This window comes from Streptomyces sp. NPDC057939 (genome assembly GCF_042887545.1).
Taxonomy (GTDB): domain Bacteria; phylum Actinomycetota; class Actinomycetes; order Streptomycetales; family Streptomycetaceae; genus Streptomyces.
On record NZ_JBHVPG010000048.1, the window covers coordinates 39,551 to 65,863 of the forward strand.

General features: G+C 74.0%; 15 protein-coding genes. 6 read left to right on the forward strand and 9 right to left on the reverse strand.

Annotation, left to right across the window (positions count from 1 at the left end; translation table 11 throughout):
- Window positions 1-84: 84 nt before the first annotated feature.
- The 3 genes from ACFVS6_RS34125 to ACFVS6_RS34135 all read right to left on the reverse strand — a co-directional run bounded on the left by ACFVS6_RS34125 (window position 85) and on the right by ACFVS6_RS34135 (window position 8,844).
- On the reverse strand, window positions 85-1,827 hold the full coding sequence (locus ACFVS6_RS34125) for a pyruvate dehydrogenase (RefSeq protein WP_389710123.1): 1,743 nt from the start codon (window positions 1,825-1,827) through the stop codon (window positions 85-87).
- 66 nt (window positions 1,828-1,893) lie between these two features.
- Window positions 1,894-3,399: a protein phosphatase 2C domain-containing protein gene (locus ACFVS6_RS34130; RefSeq protein WP_389710125.1), complete on the reverse strand. Its 1,506-nt coding sequence runs from the start codon at window positions 3,397-3,399 to the stop codon at window positions 1,894-1,896.
- Window positions 3,400-5,085: 1,686 nt separating this feature from the next.
- Window positions 5,086-8,844, reverse strand: coding sequence for a S8 family serine peptidase (locus ACFVS6_RS34135; RefSeq protein ID WP_389710127.1), 3,759 nt, complete (start codon window positions 8,842-8,844; stop codon window positions 5,086-5,088).
- Between the two features lie 199 nt (window positions 8,845-9,043).
- Between ACFVS6_RS34135 and ACFVS6_RS34140 the strand changes: the two genes are divergently transcribed.
- A complete protein-coding gene (locus ACFVS6_RS34140; RefSeq protein WP_389710129.1) occupies window positions 9,044-10,021 on the forward strand; it encodes a helix-turn-helix domain-containing protein in 978 nt (325 codons plus the stop codon).
- 24 nt (window positions 10,022-10,045) lie between these two features.
- Window positions 10,046-10,525, forward strand: coding sequence for a DUF456 domain-containing protein (locus tag ACFVS6_RS34145; protein WP_389710131.1), 480 nt, complete (start codon window positions 10,046-10,048; stop codon window positions 10,523-10,525).
- A 112-nt stretch (window positions 10,526-10,637) separates the two neighbouring features.
- Here ACFVS6_RS34145 and rsgA read toward each other — a convergent pair whose 3' ends face one another.
- From rsgA to ACFVS6_RS34165, 4 genes are all read right to left on the reverse strand, one after another.
- Complete coding sequence (gene rsgA, locus ACFVS6_RS34150; protein ID WP_389710133.1) at window positions 10,638-11,744, reverse strand: ribosome small subunit-dependent GTPase A; 1,107 nt, start codon at window positions 11,742-11,744, stop codon at window positions 10,638-10,640.
- Between the two features lie 292 nt (window positions 11,745-12,036).
- Window positions 12,037-16,857, reverse strand: coding sequence for a DNA repair ATPase (locus ACFVS6_RS34155; RefSeq protein ID WP_389710135.1), 4,821 nt, complete (start codon window positions 16,855-16,857; stop codon window positions 12,037-12,039).
- 254 nt (window positions 16,858-17,111) lie between these two features.
- The gene (locus ACFVS6_RS34160) at window positions 17,112-19,211 is read right to left on the reverse strand and encodes a flotillin family protein (RefSeq protein WP_389710137.1); all 2,100 of its coding nucleotides are present in this window, start codon (window positions 19,209-19,211) and stop codon (window positions 17,112-17,114) included.
- 90 nt (window positions 19,212-19,301) lie between these two features.
- A complete protein-coding gene (locus ACFVS6_RS34165; protein WP_389710139.1) occupies window positions 19,302-19,898 on the reverse strand; it encodes a hypothetical protein in 597 nt (198 codons plus the stop codon).
- Window positions 19,899-20,092: 194 nt separating this feature from the next.
- On the opposite strand from ACFVS6_RS34165, the gene ACFVS6_RS34170 reads away from it, so the two are divergent.
- Window positions 20,093-20,539, forward strand: a complete 447-nt coding sequence (locus ACFVS6_RS34170) for a VOC family protein (protein ID WP_389710141.1) — start codon at window positions 20,093-20,095, stop codon at window positions 20,537-20,539.
- Here ACFVS6_RS34170 and ACFVS6_RS34175 read toward each other — a convergent pair.
- Window positions 20,425-21,204 (reverse strand): helix-turn-helix domain-containing protein, encoded by a 780-nt coding sequence (locus tag ACFVS6_RS34175; protein ID WP_389710143.1) that lies wholly within the window; start codon window positions 21,202-21,204, stop codon window positions 20,425-20,427. The genes ACFVS6_RS34170 and ACFVS6_RS34175 overlap by 115 nt on opposite strands.
- A gap of 31 nt (window positions 21,205-21,235) precedes the next feature.
- Window positions 21,236-22,351 carry a YihY/virulence factor BrkB family protein gene (locus ACFVS6_RS34180; RefSeq protein ID WP_389710145.1) on the reverse strand — a complete coding sequence of 372 codons (1,116 nt, stop codon included), beginning with the start codon at window positions 22,349-22,351 and terminating at the stop codon, window positions 21,236-21,238.
- Between the two features lie 17 nt (window positions 22,352-22,368).
- Here ACFVS6_RS34180 and ACFVS6_RS34185 point away from each other — a divergent pair, with 17 nt between their 5' ends.
- The 3 genes from ACFVS6_RS34185 (at window position 22,369) to ACFVS6_RS34195 (ending at window position 26,280) form a co-directional block, all read left to right on the forward strand.
- Entirely contained in the window at window positions 22,369-24,012 is a 1,644-nt protein-coding gene (locus ACFVS6_RS34185; RefSeq protein ID WP_389710147.1) for an acyl-CoA dehydrogenase family protein, read from the forward strand.
- A gap of 406 nt (window positions 24,013-24,418) precedes the next feature.
- The gene (locus tag ACFVS6_RS34190; protein WP_389710151.1) at window positions 24,419-25,711 is read left to right on the forward strand and encodes a GAF domain-containing protein; all 1,293 of its coding nucleotides are present in this window, start codon (window positions 24,419-24,421) and stop codon (window positions 25,709-25,711) included.
- Between the two features lie 5 nt (window positions 25,712-25,716).
- On the forward strand, window positions 25,717-26,280 hold the full coding sequence (locus ACFVS6_RS34195) for a GNAT family N-acetyltransferase (protein ID WP_389710149.1): 564 nt from the start codon (window positions 25,717-25,719) through the stop codon (window positions 26,278-26,280).
- Window positions 26,281-26,313: the final 33 nt, after the last annotated feature.

A 26,313-nucleotide genomic window follows, 5' to 3' on the forward strand; every position in this document is an offset into this window, starting at 1 on the left:
GGCGATGTACCTCCCCCGCATCCACACTGCTCGAACTGGTCTACGGAATGCATGCCCCCCGGGGCAATTCGCACTCCTGCGGACTTACGGGCGCGGAACGTTGCGGAGGTTGGATCGAGCCATCTGGATCATCCTGCCCACCCCTCCGTCCAGCACGATCTTGCTGGCGGATAGTGCGAAACCGGTCACCATCTCGGCGCTGATCCTCGGTGGAATCGACAGGGCGTTGGGGTCGGTCACCACGTCCACCAGAGCGGGCCCCTTGTGCCGGAAAGCGTCCTTGAGGGCCCCCGTGAGCTGCTTGGGCTTCTCCACGCGAACCCCGTAGGCGCCCGCCGCGCGGGCGATGGCGGCGAAGTCCGGGTTCCGGTTCGTGGTTCCGTACGAGGGCAGGCCGGAAACCAACATCTCCAACTCGACCATTCCGAGCGATGAGTTGTTGAAGAGGACCACTTTGACGGGCAGGTCGTACTGCACCAGGGTGAGGAAATCTCCCATCAGCATCGAGAAGCCGCCGTCACCCGACATCGAGACCACTTGACGGCTCCGGTCGGTGAACTGCGCCCCGATCGCCTGGGGAAGTGCATTGGCCATGGAACCGTGGCTGAACGAGCCGATGATGCGCCGCTTTCCGTTCGGGGAAAGATAGCGCGCCGCCCACACGTTGCACATGCCGGTGTCGACGGTGAACACCGCGTCCTCGTCGGCGAGTTCGTCGAGGACCGACGCCACGTACTCGGGATGGATCGGCGTGTGCTTCTCCACCTTCCGCGTATAGGCCTTCACCACCCCCTCCAGGGCGTCCGCGTGCTTCTTCAGCATCCGGTCCAGGAAGCGGCGGTCCGCCTTGGCCTTGACCCGGGTGTTCAGCGCGCGCAGGGTCTCCCGCACGTCCCCCCAGACCGCCAGGTCCAACTGCGAGCGACGGCCCAGGTGTTCGGGGCGGATGTCCACCTGGACGATCTTCACGTCGTCCGGGAGGAAGGCGTTGTACGGGAAGTCCGTGCCCAGCAGGATCAGCAGGTCGCACTCGTGCGTGGCCTCGTACGCCGCACCGTAGCCGAGCAGCCCGCTCATGCCGACGTCGTACGGATTGTCGTACTGGATCCACTCCTTGCCCCGCAGGGCGTGCCCGATCGGCGCCTTGACCCGGCCCGCGAACTCCATCACCTCGGCGTGCGCGCCGGCGGTGCCGCTGCCGCAGAAGAGGGTGACCCGCTCCGCCTCGTCGACGAGCCGGACCAGCTTCTCGATCTCCCCGTCGCCGGGCCGCACGGTGGGCCGCGCGGTCACCAGCGCGTGCTCGACCGCCTTCTCGGGCGCGGGCTGGGAGGCGATGTCACCGGGCAGCGCGACGACGCTCACCCCACTGCGGCCGATGGCGTGCTGCACGGCGGTCTGCAACAGCCGGGGCATCTGCCGCGGGTTGGAGATCAGCTCGCTGTAGTGGCTGCACTCGCGGAAGAGCTGGTCGGGATGGGTCTCCTGGAAGTAGCCGAGCCCGATCTCACTGGAGGGGATGTGCGAGGCGAGGGCGAGGACGGGCGCCATCGAACGCTGCGCGTCGTACAGCCCGTTGATCAGGTGCAGGTTGCCCGGGCCGCAGGAACCGGCGCAGGCGGCCAGCCTGCCCGTGATCTGCGCCTCGGCGCCCGCCGCGAAGGCGGCCGTCTCCTCGTGCCGGACCTGGATCCACTCGATGTCACCGGTCCGGCGGATGGCGTCGACGACAGGGTTGAGGCTGTCGCCGACGACTCCGTACATCCGCCGCACGCCCGCGCGCACGAGGATGTCGACGAACTGCTCCGCCACGTTCTGCTTGGCCATGGAGGGGGCGCCCTTTCCGGTTCGGCACTGCCGGGTGCGCCTCCCATCCACGCACGTTCTCCGCCGTTACGCCTCCCAGACCGCGGCCGCCGTCCGGTCGGCGGCGTACCCCTTGAGGCGGAGCTGGGTGTCGGCGAGGAACGCCGCGAGGCCGGGCGGCTCGCCCTCCGACCAGCGGGCCGCGAGTTCCGCCGGCAGCACGGCCTCCTCCCGCATGGGCTCGGCGAGGCCCCCCGAGCACAGCAGGAGCGTGTCACCGGGGCGGGCCACGGAGGCCCGGAACCGGAAGCCCCCGTTGCCGGGGCCCGTAACCGGTTCGGGTTCGGGAACGGCCGGGGCGGCTCCCGGGCCGGTGGGCGACCCGGTGCCGGGCTCCAGGTCCTGCCACTCGCCCGCCCTCAGCCGGAAGACCCCGCCCGGGCCCGCGCCGAAGCACACCCGGTGGGGACACCGCGGGTCCAGGGGCAGCAGCAGGCCGCGCAGACCGGCCGTGCGGGCGTCCTCGGGGAGCCCGAGCTCGGCGGCGCGGGTGCGGAGCCGTCCGTACCCCCGGTCGGTGAGCCGTTGCAGCCCCGAGCGCAGCGCCTCGCGCCGGCCCGCCCGGATGTCGTCGGCCAGCCGCTCCCGGCTGCGACCGACGGCCGCGGCGACCGTGTGGCACAGCTCGACCGCGGCCTCCCCCACCCCCGGGGCCGCCCGGTCCCCGCCGGCCAGGACCACCAGCACCAGGGCGTCGTCACCGCTGCCGAAGCGGGCGGTGAGCAGGCAGTCCCGGCGCGCCTCGCCCCGGTAGCGGGCGGAGTCCCCGCGCACCGAGGCGGCGCGCAGGGTGTAGGTGCCGTAGCGGGCACCCTCCAGGACCGTGTCGGGGGTCAGGTCGCCCAGCGCCGCGGGGTCCGCCGCGGGCAGCGCCCCCGGTTCCGCGGCGTACGTCGGAGCCCGGTCCCCGAGGTGGCTGACCGTGGGCCGCTCGGGCCCCGGCGCGGGCGGCCTGCCCGGCGGAGCCCCGGCGGACTCGGGCGGCGCGGCGTGCGGGGGGCGGCCGGGCGGAGGCGGTCCGGCGGCCGGGGCTCCCGCGCCCGCGGCGGTCTCCTGCGGGATCCCCGGCCCGACGGGCCGTGCGGGGAGCGCCTGCGGCGCCCCGGCCCCCGCGTCCCGTACGGACGGGTCCCGCCGGTGTGACGGACCGGCGGAAGCGGGGGGAGCCGGTGGGAGATCGGGCCCGCCCGAACGGGTGGACGGGCCCTGCGGGGACGCCGGCGCGGCGGACCTGGCGGGCGGGTCCTGACCGAGGTCCGGCCCGGCGGGACCGTTGGACGGGGCCTGCGGGGGGCCCTGGCCGAACCCCGGGCCGGTCGTGCGGGCCGGTGGCGCGCCCCAGAGCCAGGGCGGAAGCTCGGCGGAGGCACCGTACGCGGGGGCCGGTCCGGGCGTTGCTCCGGGGCCGGGGGCCCGGTCGTCGGGTGCCGGGTCGTCGGGTGCCCGGTGGGTGGGCGGTTCGGACGCGTGGGGCGACCCGAAAGGTACGGGCGGCTCGGTCGGCTCCGGCGGCAGGGCCGGCGGCACCGTCACGTCCCCCTGCGCGTACCCCGTCTCCCCCGCCAGGCGGGGATCACGCGGCGCCGATGGGGGCGGGGGTGGGGGTGGGGGCGGGGGCCCGGACGACCCCCGGCGGGGTCCCGGCAGCAGCGCCTCCGCCGACGCCGACCCCGAAAGACCCGGCGCCGGTGCCGGGGCGGACGGTGGTTGATCGCCCGATGCCCGACCTGCCGGTGCCGCGCCGGCCGGTGCCGGGCCGGCCGATGCCGGACCGGCCGATGCCTGACCGGCCGATGCCTGACCGGTCGGTGCCTGCGCCGACGGGATCCGACCCGACGGAATCTCGGGCGGCGGAACCTGCCCCGCCGACGATGCCCCCGTCAACGGGATCGGCGCCGACGGCCCCTGTCGCGGCGAAGGCGGTACCGGGGCCGGCGACCCGGCACCCTGCCCGGGCGCACCCTCGGGCGCCGGCTGCTGCGGGGCCGGAGCCTGCGGCGGCGAAGGCGGCAATGGCGGCGGGGGCGGCGGCCCGGAAACCGGCGCGGACGGCCCCTGCGGCGACCGTTCCTGCGGCAGCGGAACCTGGTCGAAGGCCTCCGGCGCCGCATCAGTCCGCGGCACCGGTCCCCGCGCGAGCGGAGTCTGCGGCGCCGAGGTCGGGGGCGGCGCGGACGGGATCCGAGGCAGCGGCCCCTCGCCCTCGGGCGACCGTTCCTGCGGCTGCGCGACCGGCCGCGACGGGGGTTGCTGCGGCAGGACCGGCGCGACGGGATCCTGCGACGCGGAGGGTTCCGGCGGCATCGGTGGCCACGGCGGAGCCGGAGGTGGCGGCACGCCGAGGCCGGACGCCGGACCCTGCGCCGACGGGATGCCCCGCGCCGGGGGGTTCTGCCCCGACGGACTCGGTGTCGCCGAAGCACCCTGCGCCGACACGGGGCCCGGCGCCGCCGGTGGCTCGTGCCCGGGTGACGAGGCCGAGAACGCCGGCCCGCCATGGTCCGGTGACCCGCCCGAGAACGCCGGCCCGCCATGGTCCGGTGACCCGCCCGAGAACGCCGGCCCGCCGTGGGCCGGTGACCCGCCCGGGGACGCCGGCCCGCCATGGACCGGCGTCGAACCCGGGGGCGGTTGCGACCCCTGCCCGGGGGCCGTGCCCGTAGGCGCTGCCGAGTACCCACCCGGCGCCGTGTCCGTGGACGGCTGCGGCCCCCGGCCCGGGAAGGCGCCCGACGGTGCTGCCGAATCCCGGCCGGGCAGGGGGTTCGAGGACCTCACCGGCCCCCGACCGGGTGACGTGCCGGAGGAGGGCTCCGGCCCCGGGCCCGTGGAGGCACCCGACGGCGACGCCGCGCCCGCACCTCGGAACGTCCCCGGAGCCGGATCCGGCTCCGGCTCCGGCTCCCAACCCGGCGGTGGGTCCGTGGCCGGTTCCGGGTCCCGGGGTGGCGGTGGGCCGTGCTGGGGTGGGATCAGCGGGGTCGTGGGCGGGTCGGTCACCAGGCCGGCCGCCGAGCGGAACCGGTGGTCCAGGGTGTCCCCCGGATCAGGCTCGGGTCCCGTTTCCGGATCGTCGTAGAGCTTCTGCCACCAGTCCTCCGCGCCCTGCTGACTCATGCCCTCATTGTCGGCCCACCCGGGCGACGGAAAACCCCGAACGCGCGAAAAGGGTCCACCGGGCCGCCGCCCGGTGGACCCCTTCCCCTCCACCCGTACGGGCTAGCGGACTTCGTACGCCCGAATGACCGTCTGGGTGACCGTGGCGCCGTTCGCGTCGGCCAGTTCGACCTTCAGCGACACCGCCTTGCCGGAGGCTCCCGCGTGGTCGACGACGGCCGTCCACCGGCCGCCCCGTTCGGCGGTCCTCGCCGCCGTCCAGGTCTCGCCGTCGTAGGAGTAGGACAGCTTCGCCGACTTCAGCGCTCCCGGCGCGTAGCCCGCGTGCCCGGTGACGCCCAGTCCGATGCTCTGGCCGTCCGCCGCGGCGAGGGTCTTCATGCCGTCGAGCGGGGCCGCGTACCTCGGGAAGAGGACGGGCAGGCCCTGCGAGTGGGCCGACGGATCGAGCTTCGAGGTGAAGCCCCAGGTCGTGCGTACGGCGGTCGAGCGCTGCCAGGTGCGGGTGGGCGGACCGATCTTCTCGGTGAACTGGGTGAGTTCGTAGCGACCCGCCTCGGCCGGGACCTCGAACACCCCGAACGGATACGGGCTGTCCCCTATGACCTGTCCGTCGCGCACGAGTTGCAGGCCGCCGATGTCACCGAAGGAACCGGGCTGCGCGTGGTGCGCGGTGTCCCCCCACATGGCGGGGGCGAAGCCGATCAGGTTGCCCTGCCGCTCCGCGGCCAGGGTCTCCCTGCCCGCCGGGTCGCGGGGGGCGACGGGGCCGATCACCCCGTCGTACCACGTCGCCTTCGTGATGCGGCCCTTCGTGTGGGTTCGCTGTTCCCCGGTCATGAACTCGCCCCAGGGGAAGCTGCTGGAGAGCAGTTGGTCCCAGGCGGTGTCCCCGGCGGTGTAGAACTCGGTGCGCGTGCCGGGCGCGGCGACGGTCTCGAACCCGCCGAAGTGCACGGCGCTGCCGATCGGCCGGTAGGCCCCGGAGAGGTCGATGAAGTCGGCGGCGACTCCCATGGAGTTGTAGGTGGATTCGACCTGCCCGAGGTCGCGGTCGCGGACCCGGTAGGTGCGGTCCGACCTGATCTCGCCGCTCTCGGGGAGGGCGAGGTTGTAGAGGTAGGGGCTCCTCGCGGTGCCCTTCCATTCCAGCGTGACGGGGCCGGTCGTGAGCCGGGCGAGCAGCGCCCGGCCCTCGGTGGACTCGACGGTCATGGTCGGAAGGACGCCGCCCGCGTAGCCGGTGGAGGCGATCCAGCGGCCGGGACCCTCACGGTGGGCGAGGACGGCCTTGGCGCCCGCGTCCTTGGCGGCCCGCGCGACCTCGTGGAGGGCGCCGTCCGTGGCCTTCACCAGGACGATCGCGTCCTTGACGCCGGCGGCGGCGAGTTCCTCGGGCGTCCCGCCGCCCGCGTCGACCAGTCGGGCGCGGCCCGTTCCGTCGAGGTTGTCGCTGCCCGTGGAGGCGGTGATCGGGTGCAGCGTCGGGCCGCCGACGACCTTGAGCGCGGAGATCAGCGGGGCGGCGGCCCGCCAGTAGCCGGCGAACTCGAACTCCCCGTCCATGGCGCGGCCTTCGACGGAGGCGTAGTAGCCGCGGATGGTTCGGCCGCCCATGGCGGTGCCGGCGTGCAGCCAGGTGTCGTCCCAGCTGCGGGCGAAGCCGAGGGTGGTGCTGCGGGCCTCGACCGGCCTGTCGGCGTCGATGGTGAGGCGACCGGCCTTCCGGGCGTCGAGGACGATGGTCGTGTCCTTCTTCACCTCGGTCTGTGGGCGGCCCAAGTAGGTGAGGGAGTCGATCAGTTCGGCGCCCTCACCGGTGTCGGGGGTGCCGACGAACGCGGAGAGGAAGTAGGCGCCGGGGCGTACGCGGTAGACCTGGTCGACGGAGCCCTCGTTGAAGCGGCGCTCGCCGGAGGCGTCGTCGGTGCCGATGACGTCCAGCGAGGAGGGGCCGGCGGCGGGCCGGCCCGCGCGGTCGATCAGCTTGACCCGCAGGGTGACGGTCTCGGGCTCCACGTACAGGGAGAAGGGGGTGGAGACGCGTACGCCGGCGGCCGTGGCGACGACGCGGCCGGTGACGTCACCGTACTGAGAGCGCTCCAGCTCGGCGGCCGGGTCGAGGTGGAGCGGCACCTTGACGGTGGCGCCGGCGGGGACGGTGACCGTGCGCCGGTCGAGGCGGGCGACCCGGGAGCGGACGGCGGAGCCGTCGTTGCCGGTGACCTTCTCGACTCCGAGGGTCAAGGTGACGGGTCGGCTGCCGGTGTTGGTGTACGGGACCTCGACGTTGGTGCGGTCGCTGCGGTCCTGCGGCCAGTTGTACGTTCCGCCCTGTACGGCGGGGGCGCCGGTGACGGTGGCGTCGAGGGCGGCCTTCACGTCGAGGCGACCGCCTCCCACCTCGCGTACGTCCCCGGGGACGGCGGTGTTCGCGGAGCCGACGAGGGCGGCCTTGAGCTGCTGCGCGTTCCAGTCGGGGTGGCGTTGCTTGACGATGGCGGCGGCTCCGGCGACGTGCGGGGTGGCCATCGAGGTGCCGGACATCGACTGGTACGCGTACACGCCGCGGCCGCCCGCGGCGGCGGCGGAGATCCCGACGCCGGGGGCGGCGATCTCGGGCTTGAGGGTGTGGGCGAGGCCCGCGGGGCCGCGGCTGGAGAAGCCGGCGGTGGTGTCGTCGCGGTCGACGGCGCCGACGGTCAGCACGCTGGGGGCGCAACCGGGCGAGGAGACCGTGTTGTTGCCGGGCCCTGCGTTGCCGGCGGCCACGACGAACAGGGGTCCCTGTTGTGAGAGTCGCTCGGCCGCCGCTGCGAGCGGGTCGTCGCATGCGGTCCGTGAGGGGTCGCCGAGGCTCATGGACACCACGTCGGCCTTGCTCGCCGCGGCCCATTCCATCCCGGCGATGATCCACGAGTCGAGGCCGTAGCCCTGGTCGTTGAGCACTTTGCCGCTGAGGAGTTCGGCGCCGGGCGCGACGCCCTTCTTGGCGCCGCCGCTCTCGGCCCCGGAGCCGCCGACGGTGGAGATGGTGTGGGTGCCGTGGCCCTGCCGGTCGGCGTCCGTGTCGGAGTCGGTGAAGTTCTTCGACGCGGCGACGCGGCCCTTGAGGTCGGGGTGTTCGAGGTCGGTGCCCGTGTCGAGGACGGCGACCTTGGTGCCGGCGCCGTCGAGTCCGGCGGCCCAGGCCGCGGTGGCGTTCACCTGTCGGGTCGAGCGTTCGAGGTTCGCCCGGACCTTGCCGTCGAGCCACAGCTTCTTCAGTCCGCCCGCGGCGCGCGAGGTGCCACCGGCGGAGACGTCGGCCCAGAAGTCGGCGGCCCGTTGCTTGTCGGCGGCGAGCGCGACGGCCCCGATGGAGCCGAGGACGAGCGACCGGTCGGCGCCGCGGGGCGCGGGCGGGGTGTTGCGCGCCACGCTCACGGAGCCGTCGTACACGGCGATCAGCGGCAGCTTCTTGCTGTGGGCGTCGTCGTAGCCCTGCCGGATCAGGCCGGTGACGTTGAAGAGTTCCTCGTCGACCCGGCCCGCGGCGAGCGCCTTGACCGCGCTCTCGGGGTAGACGTAGACGTCCTCGCCGCTCTGCCGGGTCTGGACGACCGGCAGGCTGCCGTCGTCCCGGGGCATCGCGGTGGCGGCGGTGCGGCCGGCGGCGTCCGTGGAGACCAGGACGCGGTCTCCGGTGACGAGGGTGACGGTGACGGGCGCCGCGGGCCGCGCGCCCGCCGCCCCGCTCCCGACGAGTGGTCTCGGTCCCGGCTGTCCGTCGCTCGGCTGTGCCGCGGACGGGCCGACTGCGGTGACGGCGAGGACGGCCGCTGTGGCCGCCCCGACTGCCGTTCGCGATATCGGGCGCATCGCTCTCCCCAGGTGATTTCCGGCCAACTGCTCTCTTGCACGGCATAGCTGACGTACACGTGGCTTCTGGCCGGTGGATGGTGGTGCTGCGGTGGCGACACCTTGGCAGAGAGGCGGGAGGTGCAGCGATGATGTCGGCGGCGGGTTCGCGCCGTGGCCGCTTCCCGCCAGGAACGGCACTGAGAGTGGGGTGGACGGGTTGCTGGGTGCGATAGGTCTGGACGAGGGGCAGGAGTCGGCGTACCGCGCGCTGGTGGCGCTGGGCGCGGCGGAGGTGCCCGACCTCGCGCACCGGCTGACGCTTCCGGTGCCGCAGACCGAGCGGGCGCTGCGGCATCTGGAGCAGCAGGGGCTCGCGGCCCAGTCCTCGGCGCGGCCCGGACGGTGGGTGGCCGCACCGCCCGGGGTCGCGTTGGGCGCGCTCCTGACCCAGCAGCGGCACGAGCTGGAGCAGGCGGAGCTGGCGGCTGTGCTCCTCGCGGAGGAGTACCGGGCCGAGGCCGGCGAGATGGCCGTCCACGACCTGGTGGAGGTGGTGACGGGGGCCGGCGCGGTGGCGCACCGCTTCCACCAGCTCCAGCTGGGGGCGACGGAGGAGGTGTGCGCGCTCGTCAGCGGCCGCCCGCAGGTGGTGACGGGCACGGAGAACGAGGCCGAGGAACGGGCCTCCGTCCGCGGGGTGGAGTACCGGGTGGTGATCGAGCGGCAGGTGCTGACGCTGCCGACGGGGATCCGCGAGGCGTCGACGGCCCTGGCCCGCGGCGAGCGGATCCGGGTGACGGGCGAGGTCCCGACGAAACTGGTGATCGCCGACCGGACGCTGGCGATGGTCCCGCTGACCGCGCGGGGCGCGGAGCCGGCGGCCCTCGTCGTCCACGCGTCGGGGTTGCTGGAGTCCCTGCTCGGCCTGTTCGAGGCGGTGTGGCGGGAGTCGCTGCCGCTGCGGCTGGGGTCGACGGGGCTCGCGGAGGAGGGGGACGGCGGCCCCGACACCACCGACCTGGAGATCCTCTCCCTGCTGCTGGCGGGGATGACCGACGCGAGCGTCGCCAAGCACCTGGAACTGGGACTGCGGACCGTGCAGCGGCGGGTGAAGGGCCTCATGGAACTGGCGGGCGTCACGACCCGCCTCCAGCTCGGCTGGCACGCCCACGAACGCGGCTGGGTGGCCCGATAGCCCCAGGTCGGTCACCCTGAGCAGATGGAGCTGCCTCAGCTGGTCCTGGTGGGGCTGGTGCTCCTGCTCGGGGTGCTGGGGGTGATGGTGCCGGGCGTCCCGGGGACCTGGCTGGTCTGGGCGGGCGTGCTGTGGTGGGCGCTGCACGTGCGGTCGGGGGTCTCGTGGGTGCTGCTGGCCTCCGCGACGGGCCTGCTCCTGCTGGTGCAGGCCGTGAAGTTGCTGCTGCCGCCGAGACGGATCAAGGGGCTGGGCGTCACGCCCCGGATGGCGGCGTCCGCGGGCGGCGGCGCGGTCCTGGGCTTCGTCCTCGTCCCGGTGGTGGGAGCGGTACCGGGTTTCATGGGCGGGATCTACCTGTGCGAGCGCCGCCGCCTCGGGACGCATGGGGCGGCGTGGGCGGCGACCCGGACCGTGATGCGGGGGGTGGGGACGAGCGTCCTGGTGGAACTCCTCGCCTGCCTCCTGATCACAGCCGCCTGGCTGACCACCACCCTGACGTAACCCACACCCCACCCCGGCACCGGCCCCGACCCACCCGCAGCCCCCGCACCCCCACCCCCGACCCCGAACCCACCGGCCGGGGCCCACACGTGAAACCCCGGCCGGGGGAGGGTCAGGCGCGCCCGTTCCGCTTCGCCGCGTGGTTGGCGCGGCCTTCGGCCGACTTCAGCCGCCAGTCCCGACGGATCTCCGAGCGCAGACGGGCGTCCGTCTTCGCGACGATGCGCTGGTTCTCGCGGAGCAGCTTGCGGTAGCTCTCCAGCCGCCGCTCCGACAGCGCCCCCGATTCCAGCGCGGCCAACACCCCGCACCCGGGCTCCGCCTCGTGCGCGCAGTCGTGGAAGCGGCATTCGGCGGCGTAGTCCTCGATCTCCGAGAACACCTGCCCGACCCCAACCTCCGCGTCGAAGAGCCCGACGCCGCGCAGCCCCGGGGTGTCGATGAGGACGCCCCCTCCCGGCAGGGCGAGGAGGTTGCGGGTGGTGGTGGTGTGTCGGCCCTTGCCGTCGATGTCACGGGTGGCCTGGACCTCCATGACGTCCGTGCCGAGCAGCGCGTTCGCCAGCGTGGACTTGCCCGCGCCGGAGACGCCGAGCAGCACGCTCGTGCCGTCGGCGACGATCGCGCCGAGGACGTCGGTGCCGTCCCCGGTGTGGGAGGAGACGGTGAGCACCTGGACGCCCGGGGCGGTGGTCTCCACGTCCTCGACCAGGTGACCGAGGGTGGCCGGGTCCGGGACGAGGTCGGCCTTGGTGAGGACGACCAACGGCTGGGCGCCGGATTCCCAGGCGAGCGCGAGGAACCGCTCGATGCGGCCCAGGTCGAGTTCGACGGCGAGCGACACCGCGATGATCGCGTGGTCGACGTTGGCCGCGAGGATCTGGCCCTCGGAGCGCTGTGAGGAGGTGGAGCGTACGAACGCGGTCCGACGCGGCAGGTACGCCTTCACGTAGCGCGGGTTTCCGGCCGCCTCGACGGCGGCCCAGTCGCCGGTGCAGATGACCCGGAGCGGGTCGTGGGGGGTGACGAAGGCGGTGTCGGCGCGGACGGTGCCGTCCGCCGTGACGACGTCGCACTGGCCGCGGTCGACCCGGACGACGCGGCCGGGGACGAGTCCCTGGGCGGCGTACGGGGCGAAGGCGGCGGCCCAGGCGTCGTCCCACCCGAAGGGGGTGAGGGCGTGCGCGAGGGAGGCCTGCGGGAAAGAAGAGGAAGTCAAGGGGAACCCTTCACAGGGTGGTCCCGGCAGCGTGCGCTCGTCGGCGCGTGAAGTGGTGTGGGGTCAGCCGGAGACCACGGAGGTGACATTGATGGTCTTCTGAGTGCGGGCAGGGCCCTGCGCAATGACAGTCATCAATGAACTCACCTCCGGATCGTGCACACGCTGCGGTTCCGCACCGGTCGGCGGGAACGGGTTCACGGTAACAAGCGTCCCTCCGACCCCGCCACCTCTTTTTCCGCGGACCGCTCCCACCCCTCCCGCCTCCCCCGCCGCCCGCCCGTCGGCGCCCTCAGCCCCGCCCCCGGATCGCCGTCTCCACGGCGGCCAGCCGCTCCGCGAGGAGGTCGAGGGCGCCGACGGCGCGCGCCATCTGCTCGGCGTCCGGTCCGCCGGGCGTCAGGGAGCGTACGTACGCGGCCTTCACCTCACCCCAACGGACTGCCTGACCTGCCGTCATAACTCCTCTCAATTCGGCGAGTTTGAGGAGATTGGCCTCCGCTGCGCTGGTGAGCGTCTGCGCTTCGGCCCGGTAGTGGTCGTCGACGAGGGCGTCGAGTTCGGCGGCGTTCATCACGGGGTCGATCCGCGTGGCGATCTTGTTCATGTCGCGGTACGAGCCCTGCAGCCGGAAGGGCGGTTCGGTCCGGGTGGCGTCGGTCCGGGCCGCCGAGGCGACGTAGGCCCGGTTGACGGTGATCACGGTGTCGCGGGCGGTCAGCAGGTGGCGCAGCACCGCGACGATCCGCTCGCGTTCCGCGGGGGCGTACGGGTGGGCCAACCGGTCGGGGCGGGCGTTCGTGTCGCCCTCGGCGAGCCGGACCAGCAGGTCGAGGTCGGCGCCGTCGCGGCCCGCGAGCGGGGCGAGGAGGGGGTGGGAGGTGAGGGCGTTCTCGACGAAGCTGAAGGCGAAGGCCTCCTCCTTGCCGGTCAGCACGTCACCGAGGTTCCGGACGTCGGCGCGGCTGGCGAGCATGTCGGGGATGCGGAAGCGTTCGCCGGTCTCGGTGTACGGGTTCGCGGCCATGGAGACGGCGAAGCGTTTGCCCCGCAGGTCGTAGGTGCGGGCGACGCCGTCACGGACGCCCTCGATGCGGCGGGTGGCGTCGCAGAGGGGGATGAACTTCTGCAGGAGTTCCGGGGAGGTGTGCTGGATGTCGTCGAGGTGCAGGAGGACGTTGCTGCCCGCCGCCAACGCGAAGTTGATCTTCTCCACCTCCTGTCGGGAGGTGGCGTCCGGGGCCTGCGCGGGGTCGAGCGAGGTCACGTTCCGGCCGAGGGCGGGCCCGCCGACCTTGACCAGCATCAGGCCGAGGCGGTCGGCGACGTACTCCATGAGCGTGGTCTTGCCGTAGCCCGGCGGGGAGACGAGCAGCAGCAGTCCGCTGCTGTCGGTCCGCCGGTCGGCGCCGGTCGTGCCGAGTTGGCGGGCCAGGTTGTCGCCAATCAGCGGCAGGTACACCTCGTCGACGAGCCGGCCCCGGACGAAGCCCGGCAGTGGCCGGGGTCGGTACTCGTCCAACCGCAGCCGGGCGTGTTCGGCGGCGACCAGCTCGGCGGCCCGCCTGCGGTAGGCCCGGTGGCCCGGCGCCACGGTCTCCGCGAACGCGCCGACCCTGGAGAGCAGTTCGGGTAGATCGAGGTGGAGGCTGCCGCCCCCGGTGCGCGGGTGCGCGCCGAGGAGACCGGTGACCGTGGCGGTGGTCGCGCCGTCGGCCTCCGGGTCGCGGTGGGTCAGGGTCCCGCACAGTTCCACGGCGACCGCCTCGGCGAGTTGTCCCTCGCCGACCGGTTCGCCGTGCGCCGCCGCGAAGCCGGCCAGCCAGGTCGCGGCCAGCCGGCGCCGGGCGGGCAGGTCCTCACCGAGTGCCGCCAGGTCCTCCCGGCAGCCCGAACTCCCTTCCCATGCGCTGAATTTGTCGAGCAGGCCCCGTACGGCCGGGTCGACGACGAAGCCCTCCGGGTCGGCGGCCAGCTCCTCGAAGAGGTACTCGGCGGACACCCCGTCGCCGCCGAACACCTCCATCTCCGAGGCCAGTTCGGCCAGGAACTCGCCGATCGCGGGTGCGTTCCCGAAGGCCCGGCGGGCCCGCGCGGTCGACCGGGCCCGCCGGGTCCAGGCCGTACGGGCCTCCTCGCTCGTCCCGTACGCCCAGAACAGTTGGGCTGCGGCCCGGGCGGACGCCGGGTGGCGCAGCAGGCCGGCGCTCGCGTGCAGCCGGCGCAGTGCGGCGAGCAGGAGCGCGGCGTCGTGGTCGTGGACTCCGCGCTCGTACCCCTCGTCGTGGGCGGCTTCCGCCGCCGCCCGCACGAGGGCCCGCAGTTCGGCCTCCGGCCGGGCGTCCGGGCCGTGCTCGGCCAGGAGCCGCACGGCCAGGTACTCGGCCCGGTAGACCTCGGTGTTCTCCGAGGGCAGCGACTGGTTCCAGTAGGGCCGGGTGGCCGCGAAGGCCGGGTCGGTGACCGGGGAGCGGAGGTCGGTGCCGGACAGGGCGAGGGCGAGCCCGTCGCCGTGCGGGACGAGCCCGAGCTCGGGCGGCCGGGCGTTGACGGCGAAGGCGTGCCGGCCGAGGCGGACGACGGCCCCGCCGTCGGTGTAGAGGTCGCGGCGGTCGCGCAGGGCCCGCCCGGCTTCCTCACGGGCGCCGGCGAGCCGTCCGTCGAGTTCCTCGGCCCGTACCCGGTCGCCGAGGCCCCGCAGTTCCTCCACGGTCCGTCGGACCTTGGCGACCATCGGGTCGGAGGTGAGGAAGGTATGGACGGCGCCGGTGTCGGGCAGGGCGACCAGGCGTCGGGCGACGGTGTCCAGGATCCGGCCGGCGGAGGCGGCGAGGCGTTCCGCGTGTCGGGCGCGGGCGTCCTGGAGGGTCTGCTTGCGACTGGTGAAGGCCTCGTACACCTCGGTGCGGCGGGTCTCCAGCCTGGTGAGGAACTCCTCGGACTCGCCGAAGCGGGCCTCCAGGTCCTCGACCCGCAACAGCAGCCCGGCCAGTTCCTCCTCGCAGTCCTGCGGGGTGGCTGCCGCGGCCAGGCCCGCCGTGACGGCCTGGCCGAGCAGGGTGAACTCGGCGGCGAAGGCGGAGCGACCCTCCGCCTCGACGAGTTCGCGGCGCCGGGAGTCGAGGACGGCCCGGGCCCGGTTGGAGGCGCCGAGGACGTCCGCGACCCGCTCCAGGACGCCGGTGCGCACGGTCGCGTCGGCGATGTCGAGGCCCGTGACGACCTCGGTGACCGTACGCAGCCCCTCGACCCGGTCCGCGAGCTGCTCGGCCAGCGGAACGGCCTCGGCCGCGGTGGTGATCCGGGCGGCTTCGGCGGCCAGGGCGGCGATCGCCGCTCCGTGGTCGGCGAAGGCGTCCTCGCGGCTCAGGAAGCCGACGGCCCGCCGGCCGGCCGCGTCGAGCTCGCCGGCGACCCGGTCGGCCGCCGCCGCGATGGCGGCCGTGTCGGCGTGGCTCAGCTCGGTCAGGGCGAGGATCCTGCCGCGGGCCCGGCGCAGTGCGGTGAGCAGGTCCACCCAGTCTCCGGCGCTGCGCGGGGCCTCTCCCCGGGCCCGGCGGATCAGGCCGGTGGCCGATGCCGTGGCCTCCTCCAGGGCGCCGGCGGCCCGCAGGGTGAGCTCCCGTACGGTCTCGAACTCGACGAGGACCTGTTCGGCCGTTTCGCGCAGGGCGGCCAGCGGGGTCAGCAGGTCGCCGACCTCCGGGTCGCCGAGCCAGTGGTAGCGGTCGCCCGCGCGTCCGCAGGCGGCGCTGAGCGCGGTGTGCAGTTCGCTGGTCGGCTCGGTCACGTCCCGTACGGAGGCGGCCAGTTCGAGGCAGTCGGCGATGCCGCGGACGAGGTCGGCGTTGCCGATCCGGGCGAGCGGGCCGCCGTCGCCGGCCGCGGTCTCGGCGGCGGCGTGGGCGTCGGACCGGTAGGGGGACCGCCAGACCTGGAGCGGGTGGGCGCGGGTGGCGCCGTCCGCTCCGCGCAGCACGGTCAGCGTGCCGTCGTCGAAGAGGGCGTGGCCGTGGCAGGTGATCGGGGTGGCCGCCTCCTTGCGGATCAGGTTGTAGGGCAGCAGCAGGGTGCGGCCGGTGCCAGAGAAGACGTGGAGGACGTCCTCGCCGTTCGGGGAGCGCACGGTCCGTTCGTGACGGAGGCCCCGGGTGTCGATGTCGAAGGTCTTGTGGGCGCCGCCGGCCAGGCAGTAACCGCCGGGGAAGACGATGCCCTGGTCGCCGGGCAGTCGGCGGACGCCGCCGCCGATGCCGTCGAGGCGCACGACGTCCCGGGTGATGGTGTTGAAGACCAGGTGCCGGTCGTGCGGCTCCTTGTACGGGCGGACCCGCAGCAGGATCAGCGGCCCGACGCGGGCGTGCGCGACCTCGGCGTCGGCGAGGGCCTGGAGGGGGTCGGTGACGGGCTCGGAGTGGATGCCGTCGGCGGTCTCGGTGTCGTCGTCCGTCTTGACGGTGAGGCTGCCGCCGACGGTGGACACGTACAGTTCCCCGGCCACCGCCAGGTGCGGGTGCCGGCCCGGGACCTGGTCCTCGCGGGTGGTCCGCGTCCACCGCACGTCGTCCGGCGCGGTGGGCCGCAGGTGGTCCCGTTCGCCCTGCGCGTCGAGGAACTCGGCGCCGCCGCCGGCGACGCGCCAGCGCAGGACGCGGATGTCGCCCTCCGTCTCGCCGGTGCGGAAGACGGCGAGGAGCTTGCCGTCGACGTGGCGCAGCCGCAGCAGCCGGGCCTGACGGTAGTAGCGGAACAGCGCGCCGAACTCGCGGACGAAGTCGGGGTCGTCGAGCAGACCGGGCACCGAGCCCGGCGGGGCCGGCTCCAGGTCCCGGTCGTACAGCGTGAAGACCTCGCCGGGCCGGACCTCACCGGCGTGGCCGACGGGCACCTCGTGGCCGAGCAGCAGCCACTCCCCCACGGCGGCGAGGTCCCGGGCCACGCAGGGGCCGTCCGTGCGGGCCGGGGCCGTGCCGGTGAGGGACAGGCCGGTGGACCCGAAGGCCTCGACCCGCCGCGCGTTGAGCGCCGAGGCGCGCCGCGCCAACTCCGCCGCCTGGCCGGCGAGCCGGTCCCGCAGGACCTCGTAGGTCCCCGCCTCGATGTCGGTGGCCACCTGCACTCCTGTACGTCGTGTCGAATACCGGCGGGCCCTGGGGGGAGGGGCCCGACGCGGGCCGGGCCGGGCCCGGGTCGCTCTCTCGGATCGGGTCGGTCGGTTCCGCGTCGTCCGGCGCCGCGGCTCGGCGCGCTGTCGCGGCTCCCGCGCACCGGACGCACTCGGGTGTACCGGCAGTGCGGCGAGGCGGCGCGGCGCCGGACGACGCGGGGCGCGCCCTTCGGGCGCCCGGCGCCACCTTCGAACAGGCCCTAGGCGCCGTTCGGCGGCACCGGGGCCGCGCCGGCCCCGTTGACCGGGTGCGCCCCGTTCACCGCGCCGCCGGTCACGGCGGCCAGCGGCAGGTCGGCCAGCCCCATCCGCTGTGCTTGGGCGAGGAGTTCACCGAGCGGGGCGGCCGAGGTCCCCGCGCCCTTCATCAGCTTCGTCAGCAGGGCCGACACCGTCAGGTTCCGTACGTCCGCCGTCGACACGCCGCCGAGCACCCGCGTCAGGTCCTCGGTGAAGCCGGCCGAGCCGTCCAGCCACGGCTTCGCCAGGGTCCGTGCGGTCCGCGAGTGGTCGACGAACCCGTCGATGCCCTTGCCCAGCGAGATGGAGGAGACGAGCCGGTCGAAGAAGACCGACTCCCCGCCGACGATGCTGATGTCCGCCTTCTCCAGGCCGGCCGCGACGACCATGGCCTGTGCCTCGGCGACCTGCCGCTGCACCTCCAGCCCGGCGAGGCGGACCTCCTTGTCGGCCGCCAGCCGCAGCCGGTACTCCTCGTGCTCCCGGGAGGCCTCGTCCAGCGCGGCCAGCGCGGCGGCCTTCTCGGTCAGTCCGGCCGCCTCCGCCTTCAGCTTCTCGCCGATGGCCTCCGCGTCGGCCAGGGCCTGCGCCCGGGTGCCCTCGGCCTGCGCCCGAAGCCTGGCCTCGGTGGCGTTCGCCTCCGCGAGCCCCGACTTCTCGATCGCGTCGGCCTCCTTCTCGCGGACCTGTACGGCCGCCAGTCCGGCCGCCGCCGCCTCGGCCTGCGCCCCTTCGGCGTGCCGCAGGGCGGCCCGGGCGTCGAGTTCGGCCGCCTTGACGCGCGCCTCGGCCAGCGTCAGCTGCTCGGCGGCCCGGTGCACCGCCGCGGCCTCGGCGGCCTCCGCCGCCTTGATGTCCTTGACGAGGCGTTCCTGGGCCTCGGCCTCGGCGGCGATGACGACGGCCTGCCGGGTGCGTTCGGCCTCCTCGACCGTGCGGAGCCGCTTGATGGACTCCTCCTGCTCCGCGACGGTGCGGTCCACGGCGATGCGTTCGCGCACGACCTCGGCGATGTCCCGCTTCTCCGTCTCGACCTCCTTGTCGGCGGCGATCCGGCTCAGTCCGGTCTCCCTTTCGCGGGCGATGACCTCCAACTGGCGGTCCTTCTCGATCCGCTCGCTCTCGACGGCGATGACCCGTTCGCGGTTCTTCGCGGCGACGGCGACCTCGCGCGCCTGGTTCTCGCGCTGGATGCCGAGCTGTTCCTCGGTGCGCAGGAAGGCGCCCTGGGCGCGCAGCCGCTCCTCCTCGACGACCTTGGCGGTCTCCGCCTCCTCGCGGGCCCGTACGGTCTCGATCTCCCGGCGCTGCTTGATCTCGGCGTCCGCCTGGCGGCGTTCGAGTTCCAGGATGGCCTCGCGGGCGTCGACGTTCTGCCGGGTGATCTCCTTCTCCTCCGTGCGCTGGAACTCGTTGGTCCGCACGTGCTCGATGGCGGTCAGTTCGGTGATCTTCCGGATGCCCTGCGCGTCGAGGATGTTGGAGGCGTCGAGCTGGGTGAGCGGCGTCTGCTCCAGGTGGTCGATGGCGGCGTCCTCAAGGCTGTAGCCGTTGAGGTCGGTGCCGATGACGGCGATGATGCGGTCCCGGAACTCGTCGCGCTTGGTGTAGAGGTCGGTGAAGTCGAGCTGCTTGCCGACGGTCTTGAGGGCCTCGGAGAACTTGGCGTTGAACAGTTCCTGGAGGGTCGCCTTGTCGCTGGCCCGTGCGGTACCGATGGCCTGGGCGACCTTGATGACGTCCTCGGTGGTCTTGTTGACGCGGACGAAGAAGGAGATCCGGATGTCCGCGCGGATGTTGTCCTGGCAGATCAGGCCGTCCCGGCCGGTGCGGGATATCTCGATGGTCTTCACCGAGATGTCCATGACCTCGGCCTTGTGCAGGACGGGCAGGACGACCTGCCCGGTGAAGGTGACGTCGACCTTCCGCATCCGCGAGACGATCAGCGCCTTGCCCTGCTCCACCTTCCGGAAGAGCCTGCTGACGACGAACAGCACGACGAACACGAGGAGGAGGACGACGCCGACGAGCACGCCGACGCCCAGGGTGATGGCATCCATGGGAATCCTTCGGGTGGGAAAACGGTGGCCGGGCGGACGACGGCCGGACGGACGACGGGGCGGGCGGACGGACGAGGGGTCCGGCAGGCCTCAGGCGCGCGGATCGAGCGCGCTGTCGTACGGGGCCACCCAGAAGAACTCACCGGGTTCGTCGTACGCGTAGAGCAGGCCGGTGCTGCCGTGGGACAGCGGGTCGGCGCCGGTCTGGCGGACCTGGACGACGGCGGTCGAGCCGTCGTCGGCTGCGACCTCGGCCTGCCCGAACGAGCCGTCGACACGGCCGGTGCGCACCACGCAGAGCCGGCCGAGGAAGTCCTGGCGGGACGGTGGCTGCACGTCGGGTTCGAATACCCCGCGCAGCGGCCGTACGCAGGCCTTCGTCAGGGCCCGGGCCAGGAGCAGCGCGGCCGCCAGGACGAGGAGCGCGGTGCCGCCGCCGATGCCGGCCCGGTCGAGGACAACGGTGCCTGCGAGGCTGACGAACCAGGCGACGGTGACGAAGACCGAGACGGAGACGGAGAACGGCACGCCGAGGGTGCCCAGGGCGGAGGAGCCTGCGTCGGAGTCGAGGGCGTCGTGCTCGGCGGCGCCGAGGAGGACCATCAGCCAGTACGCGATGATCACGCCGAGGGCGAAGGTGAAGAAGACGGTGGGGAAGGCGACCACCGCGGCAAGGAACTCCGCCATCGCCTCCCCCTTCCGTGTCCCGGCATCCGAGGATGCCGTCCCCCGCTGACGAACCCGATTGTGCCCGGCCCCGCCGGTCGACCGCATTGCCGGATCCCGGCAGTCTTTACGCTTCCTTGATGCCGGGTGGCGGCGGAGCGGCGATGTCCGTTTCCTTCAAGACGGCGACCGCCGCGGTTGCCTAGCCTGCTGCCATGACTCCACGACTCGACATGATCGGCATCGTCGTCTCCGACATGGCCGCCTCCCTCGCCTTCTACCGTCGTCTCGGTCTGGACGTGCCGGTCGGCTCCGAGGAGCAGCCGCACGTCGAGACCGCCCTCCCCGGAGGTCCGCGCATCGCCTGGGACACGGAGGAATCCATCCGCGGCATCGACCCGTCCTGGACCCGCCCGGCCGGCGGCAACCGGGTGGAGCTCGCCTTCCTGTGCGATTCCCCCGCCGAGGTGGACGCGCTGTACGCCGAGCTGACCGGCGCGGGCCACGAGGGGCACATGAAGCCCTGGGACGCGTTCTGGGGGCAGCGCTACGCGGTGGTGCTCGACCCGGACGGCTCCGGGATCTCCCTGTTCGCCCCGTCGGCCCCTGCCGACCCCTCCGACCCGTCGGCCCCTTCCGAGGCTTCCGACCCGGCCGCGTAGGCCCCCGGGGTCGTTCCGGCCAGCGCGCGCACCTCCCGGGCGAGGTGCGCCTGGTCGGCGTATCCGGCCAGGTGGGCCACCTGCGCCTGGGGCAGTCCGCGCCGGACCAGGGTCAGGGCCCGCTGGAGGCGCAGCACCCGGCCGAGGGTGCGGGGGCCGTACCCGAAGGCGTCGAGGGAGCGTCGGCGCAGTTGCCGCTCCCCGAGGCCGACCGCCCCGGCGATCCCGGCGACCGACTCCCCGGCCCGGAGGCGGGCCGTCACCTCGGCGGCGAGGGGATCGGGCGGCCCGACGGCCGCGGCCCGGACCCGGGCCAGCTCTTCGAGGCCCGTACGGGGATCCTCGTACGCCCCGATCCGTTCGGTGAGGCGGCGCACCTGGGCGCCGGGCCACAGCCCGGCCAGCTCGACCCGTCGGTCGCGCAGTTCGTGGGCGGGTACGCCGAGCAGGGCGGGCGCGGTACCCGGGGGCAGCCGCAGTCCGGCGAAGGCGTCGCCGGGGACCTCCCCGGCGGGGTGCGGCCCGGTGTCGGGGCCGGCGACCAGGAGGCGGCCGCCGACCCACAGCAGGTCCATGCAGCCGTCGGGCACCACCACGGAGCCGGCCCCGCGGGCCCGCCACACGACGGCCCCGGGCACGACCGCGGACGGCGTCTCCTCGTACACACCGCCAGGTTAGCCGGGCCGCGCCGGGACCTCAGTGCTTGCGGAGCCGGGACGTGTAGTCCTCCGGCGGCAGGAACTTCGACCAGCGTTCGGGGAACTCCGAGGGCATTCCGCCGTCCTCGTCGTCCTCGGACTCCCCCTCGGCGAGGGCCCGCCAGGCCGCGGCCCGGGCGACCAGCTGGGCGGCCTCCGCCTCGCGGACCCGCTCGTTCGCCTCACGGGCCGCGGCGGTGGCCACCGAGGGCCAGACCCGGTCGATCGCGGCGTTGACGGCCGCGCCGACGAGCACGGCGAAGGCCGAGATGCCGATCCACAACAGGATCGCCACGGGCGCGGCCAGCGATCCGTAGATCGTGGGCCCCTCCACCGTGTTGGTCAGGTAGATCCGCAGCAGGAACGAGCCCAGCACCCACATGGCGAGGGCGACGAGCGCGCCCGGCACGTCCTCGATCCACGGCGACCGCACCGGGACGGAGACGTGGTACAGGGTGGTCAGGAAGGCGATGGAGAGGAGGGTGACCGTCGGCCAGTACAGCACCGCGATGACCTCCGTGCTCCACGGCACCAGCCGGACGACGGCATCGGGGCCGACGACCATCAGCGGCAGCACGATCGCGCCGATCAGCAGGGCGATGATGTAGAGGAGGAAGGCGAGCAGCCGGGTCTTGACGATGCCGCGGTGCCCGTCGAGGCCGTACATGACGGTGATCGTGTCGATGAAGACGTTGACGGCGCGGGATCCCGACCACAGGGCGAAGGCGAAACCGAGCGAGATCAGGTCGGGCCGGCCGCGGCTGGTGACGTCGTCCAGCATGGGTTTCGCGACGTCGTTGACGCCCCGGTCGGACAGGATCGTGCCGACCGCGCGCAGGATGTTCTCCTCGATGCTCTGCACGGACTGGGTGTCGGTCCAGCCGTCGACGTAACCGAGCAGACCGAGCAGACCGAGGAAGAGCGGCGGCAGCGACAGGAGCGTGAAGAAGGCCGCTTCGGCGGCCAGTCCCAGGATCCGGTACTCGATGCACGAGTTGACGGTGTCCTTCAGCAGCAGCCAGGCCATCTTCCGCTTCGAGACGTTGCGATAGAGGGCGCGGGCCCGGTGGAGCCGTCCTGGGATCCGCTCGGGTGTTTCTTTTGCTGGCTGCACGTCCTTACGGTATCCGCATGGCAGCCACCACCCACACAGTCAGCAACCAGGCCCCGCCCCTGGTGGGCCACGAGGTCTACCTCGGCGACCGGGCCCTCACGGAGGGCGTGGAACGCCACCTCGCCGACGCGGCCCCCAAACTCCGCGACGAGGTAAGGGAGGAGCTCACGACCCTCGGGCGCGCCGCGGGCTCGGCCCAGGCCCAGGACTGGGGGACGCAGGCGAACGAATGTCCGCCGAAGTTGCGGACGCACGACCGGTACGGGAACCGGATCGACGAGGTGGAGTTCCACCCCGCCTGGCACCGGCTGCTCGGCCACGCGGTGACGTCGGGGCTCACCGACGCGTGGGGCCGGCCCGCGGGGCACCTGCGCCGCGCGGCCGGTTTCTTCCTCTGGTCGCAGGCGGAGGCGGGGCACGGGTGCCCCGTCTCGATGACGCATGCGGCGGTCCCGGCGCTGCGCACGGATCCGGAGCTGGCCGCCGAGTGGGAGCCGCGGCTGACCTCGCACGTGTACGAGGAGGGCCTGCGCCCGGCGGCGCGCAAGGGCGGTGTGCTCTTCGGGATGGGGATGACGGAGAAGCAGGGCGGCAGCGACGTACGGGCGAACACGACGGTGGCGGTGCCGCTCGACGCCTCCGGGGAGTACCTGCTGACGGGCCACAAGTGGTTCTGTTCGGCGCCCATGTCCGACGGGTTCCTGGTCCTGGCGCAGGCGCCGGGCGGGCTGACCTGCTTCCTGGTGCCCCGGGTGCTGCCGGACGACACCCGCAACGCGTTCGCGATCCAGCGCCTGAAGGACAAGCTGGGGAACCGGTCGAACGCGTCGAGCGAGGTCGAGTTCGACGGGACCTGGGCGCGGCGGGTGGGCGAGGAGGGCCGGGGGGTGCGCACGATCATCGAGATGGTCGCGGCGACCCGGCTGGACTGCGTGATCGGCTCGGCGTCCCTCATGCGGCAGGCGCTGACCCAGGCCGTCCACCACGCGGAGCACCGCTCTGCTTTCGGATCGCCGCTCATCGACCAGCCGCTGATGCGCAACGTGCTCGCCGACCTCGCGCTGGAGTCCGAGGCGGCGACCGTGCTGACCCTGCGCCTGGCGGCGGCGTACGACGCCGGTACCGAGCAGGAGAAGGCCTTCCTGCGCCTCGCGGTGCCCGCCGCGAAGTACTGGGTGACCAAGCGGTGTACGCCGATGGTCGCGGAGGCCCTGGAGTGTCTGGGCGGCAACGGCTACGTCGAGGAGTCCGGTCTGCCCAGACTGCTGCGCGAGTCCCCCCTCAACTCGATCTGGGAGGGTTCCGGCAACGTGCAGGCCCTGGACGTGCTGCGGGCCCTGCAGCGCGAGCCGATGGCCCTGAACGCGTTCCTCCAGGAGGTCGGCCTCGCCCGGGGCGCCGACCACCGGCTGGACGCCGCCATCAAGAACCTGCTCACCGAACTGGCCGACCTCGACGGCATCGAGGCCCGGGCCCGTCGGGTCGTGGAGCGGATGGCCCTGGTCCTGCAGGGGTCCCTGCTGGTCAGGTGGGCTCCGCCGGAGGTGGCGGACGCGTTCTGCGCGTCACGGCTCGGCGGGGACTGGGGCGCGGCCTTCGGGACGCTGCCGCACAGCCTGGACCTGGCGTCGGTGGTGGAGCGGGCCCGGATCGCGGTCTGACGGGGGCGCCGGCCCGGTCCCGGGACGCGGCCGGAGGCCGCCGGCACAGGCGCGGACCACGGGCTGGGAGCGGTCCCCAAACCGCGCAGCACCGGGATCCGGGCCCGTGGAGGTGGGACCGGGGGTGGCGCCGCGCCGACTCGGCACCACCCCTGATCCGAGAAGCCCCGAGGAAGGAGCTGTCACGCCGCTCGGCGGCGTGCCGATAGTTTCGGTCGGGCGACCGGGGGTTGGCGAGAGTTGCATACCGTTGCAACCCTCGGATCGGCAGGCGCCCGCCGCACGTGCCCGGGGAAGGGCACGTGCTCGACGGCGGGCGGCTCCCGCAGTAGGTCCTGTTCAGCACGGGGAGGTTCCGGTGGCCAACACCGCAGGCGGCACGGTCGACGTGGCACGCATCTCGGCCATGGACGCGCGTGACGCCACGCGCCTGCTGAAGGGGGTACGGGCCGCCGCGCTGGCCGGGGAACGACCGCCCGCCGCCCCGCGCCCGGAGATCGCCGAGTCCTGGCGACGGATGCTGGCCGGCGGGGTGCACCCCGACCGGGACGCCCGCTCGCGGGTGCTGTCCGCGGCCGAGACGGAGGAGCGTAGGCAGGTCTCGCCGCTGCGGGACCTCATGCCGGTGCTCCGTGAGGGGCTGCTGCCCGCGCTGGACGAGGCCCTGCACATCATGGTCGTCGCCGACGCGGACGGGCGGCTGCTGTGGCGGGAGGGGCACGCCTCGATCCTGCGCAAGGCGGACCGGCTCGGATTCGCCGTGGGCGCCGACTGGACCGAGGCGGTCGTCGGGACCAACGGCGTCGGCACCGCCCTGGTGGTCCGGCGCCCGGTGCAGGTCTTTTCCGCCGAGCACTTCGTCTCCAGCCACCACGACTGGACCTGCGCGGGCGCTCCCGTGCGCGACCCTCGCGACGGGCAGCTGCTGGGCGTCGTCGACGTGAGCGGGCCGCTCGCCACGATGCACCCCGCCACCCTGGCCTGGGTCAGCTCCGTGGCCCGCCTCGCCGAGCGCGAGCTGCGGGTGCGGCACCTGGAGTCCCTGGAGCGGCTGCGGGCGGTCGCGGCCCCGCTGCTGGCCCGGCTGCCCGGCCGGGCCCTGGCCGTGGACCCGCACGGCTGGACGGCGGCGGTGGCGGGGCTGGCGCCCGCCGACCGGATCCCGCTTCCCAAGGCCCTCGGCCCGGGCCGGCTCTGGCTGCCGCAGCTCGGCGACTGCGTGGCCGAACCGCTGCCCGGCGGTTGGCTGCTGCGGATCGCGGAACCCCGCGCGGCCGCCGTCCCGGTGAGCCGCGTGGTGCTGGACCTCAGCAGGCCGCGCTCCTGGTCGGCGACCGTGTACGGGGCCGCCGGCAGCTGGTCCCAGGAGCTGAGCCCGCGCCACGCGGAGCTGCTGTTCCTGCTGGCGGAGACCCCGCGCGGCCGCTCGGCGGCGGAGCTGGCCGCGGAACTCTTCGGGGACCCCACGCGCACGGTGACGGTCCGGGCAGAGCTCTCCCGGGTCCGCCGCCACCTCGCGGGGGTGCTCACGCACCGGCCGTACCGCTTCGCGGAGGACGTGGAGGTGGAGCTGGTCCGGCCGCGGGACCCGGCGGGGCTGCTCCCGCACTCCACCGCCCCCGCGGTGGTCCGGGCCCGGCAGGGCGGCGCCGTCGGTTGGGGCGCCCCGGAGGGGCCCGCGTCGGATGTGGTTCCCTGAACGGCATGAGCACCATCACCCTGACCACCTGGTCCCTAGAGATGACCGCGCCCGGCGACCTGGTCCCGGCGGCCGTGCCCGGCCCCGAGGTCCGCATCGAGCGGGCGGAGGTCCCCTCGCCGGAGTTCAGCCGTTTCCTTTACGCGTCGGTGGGCGGGGACATCCACTGGACGGACCGGCTGTCGCTGACCCGTGCGCAGTGGGTGGAGCAGCTGGAGCGGCCCGGCGTGGAGACGTGGGTCGCGTACGACCGCGGCACCCCGGCGGGGTACGTCGAGCTGGATCCGCAGCCCGACGGCGTGGTGGAGATCATGTACTTCGGGCTGCTGCCCGACTTCCGGGGGCGTCGCATCGGCGGACACCTGCTGTCCGTCGGGACGGCCCGCGCCTGGGACCTCGCGTCCCGCTGGCCGGACCGGGAGCCCACGCGTCGCGTCTGGGTCCACACCTGCAGCCAGGACGGCCCGACCGCGATGGACAACTACCAGCGGCGCGGCTTCAAGGTGTTCCGCACCGAGACCGAGGAGAAGCAGGACGGCCCCACCCCCGGGCCCTGGCCCGGCGCGTGACCCCCCGGGTCGACGGCCCGGGGCGCCCCGCCC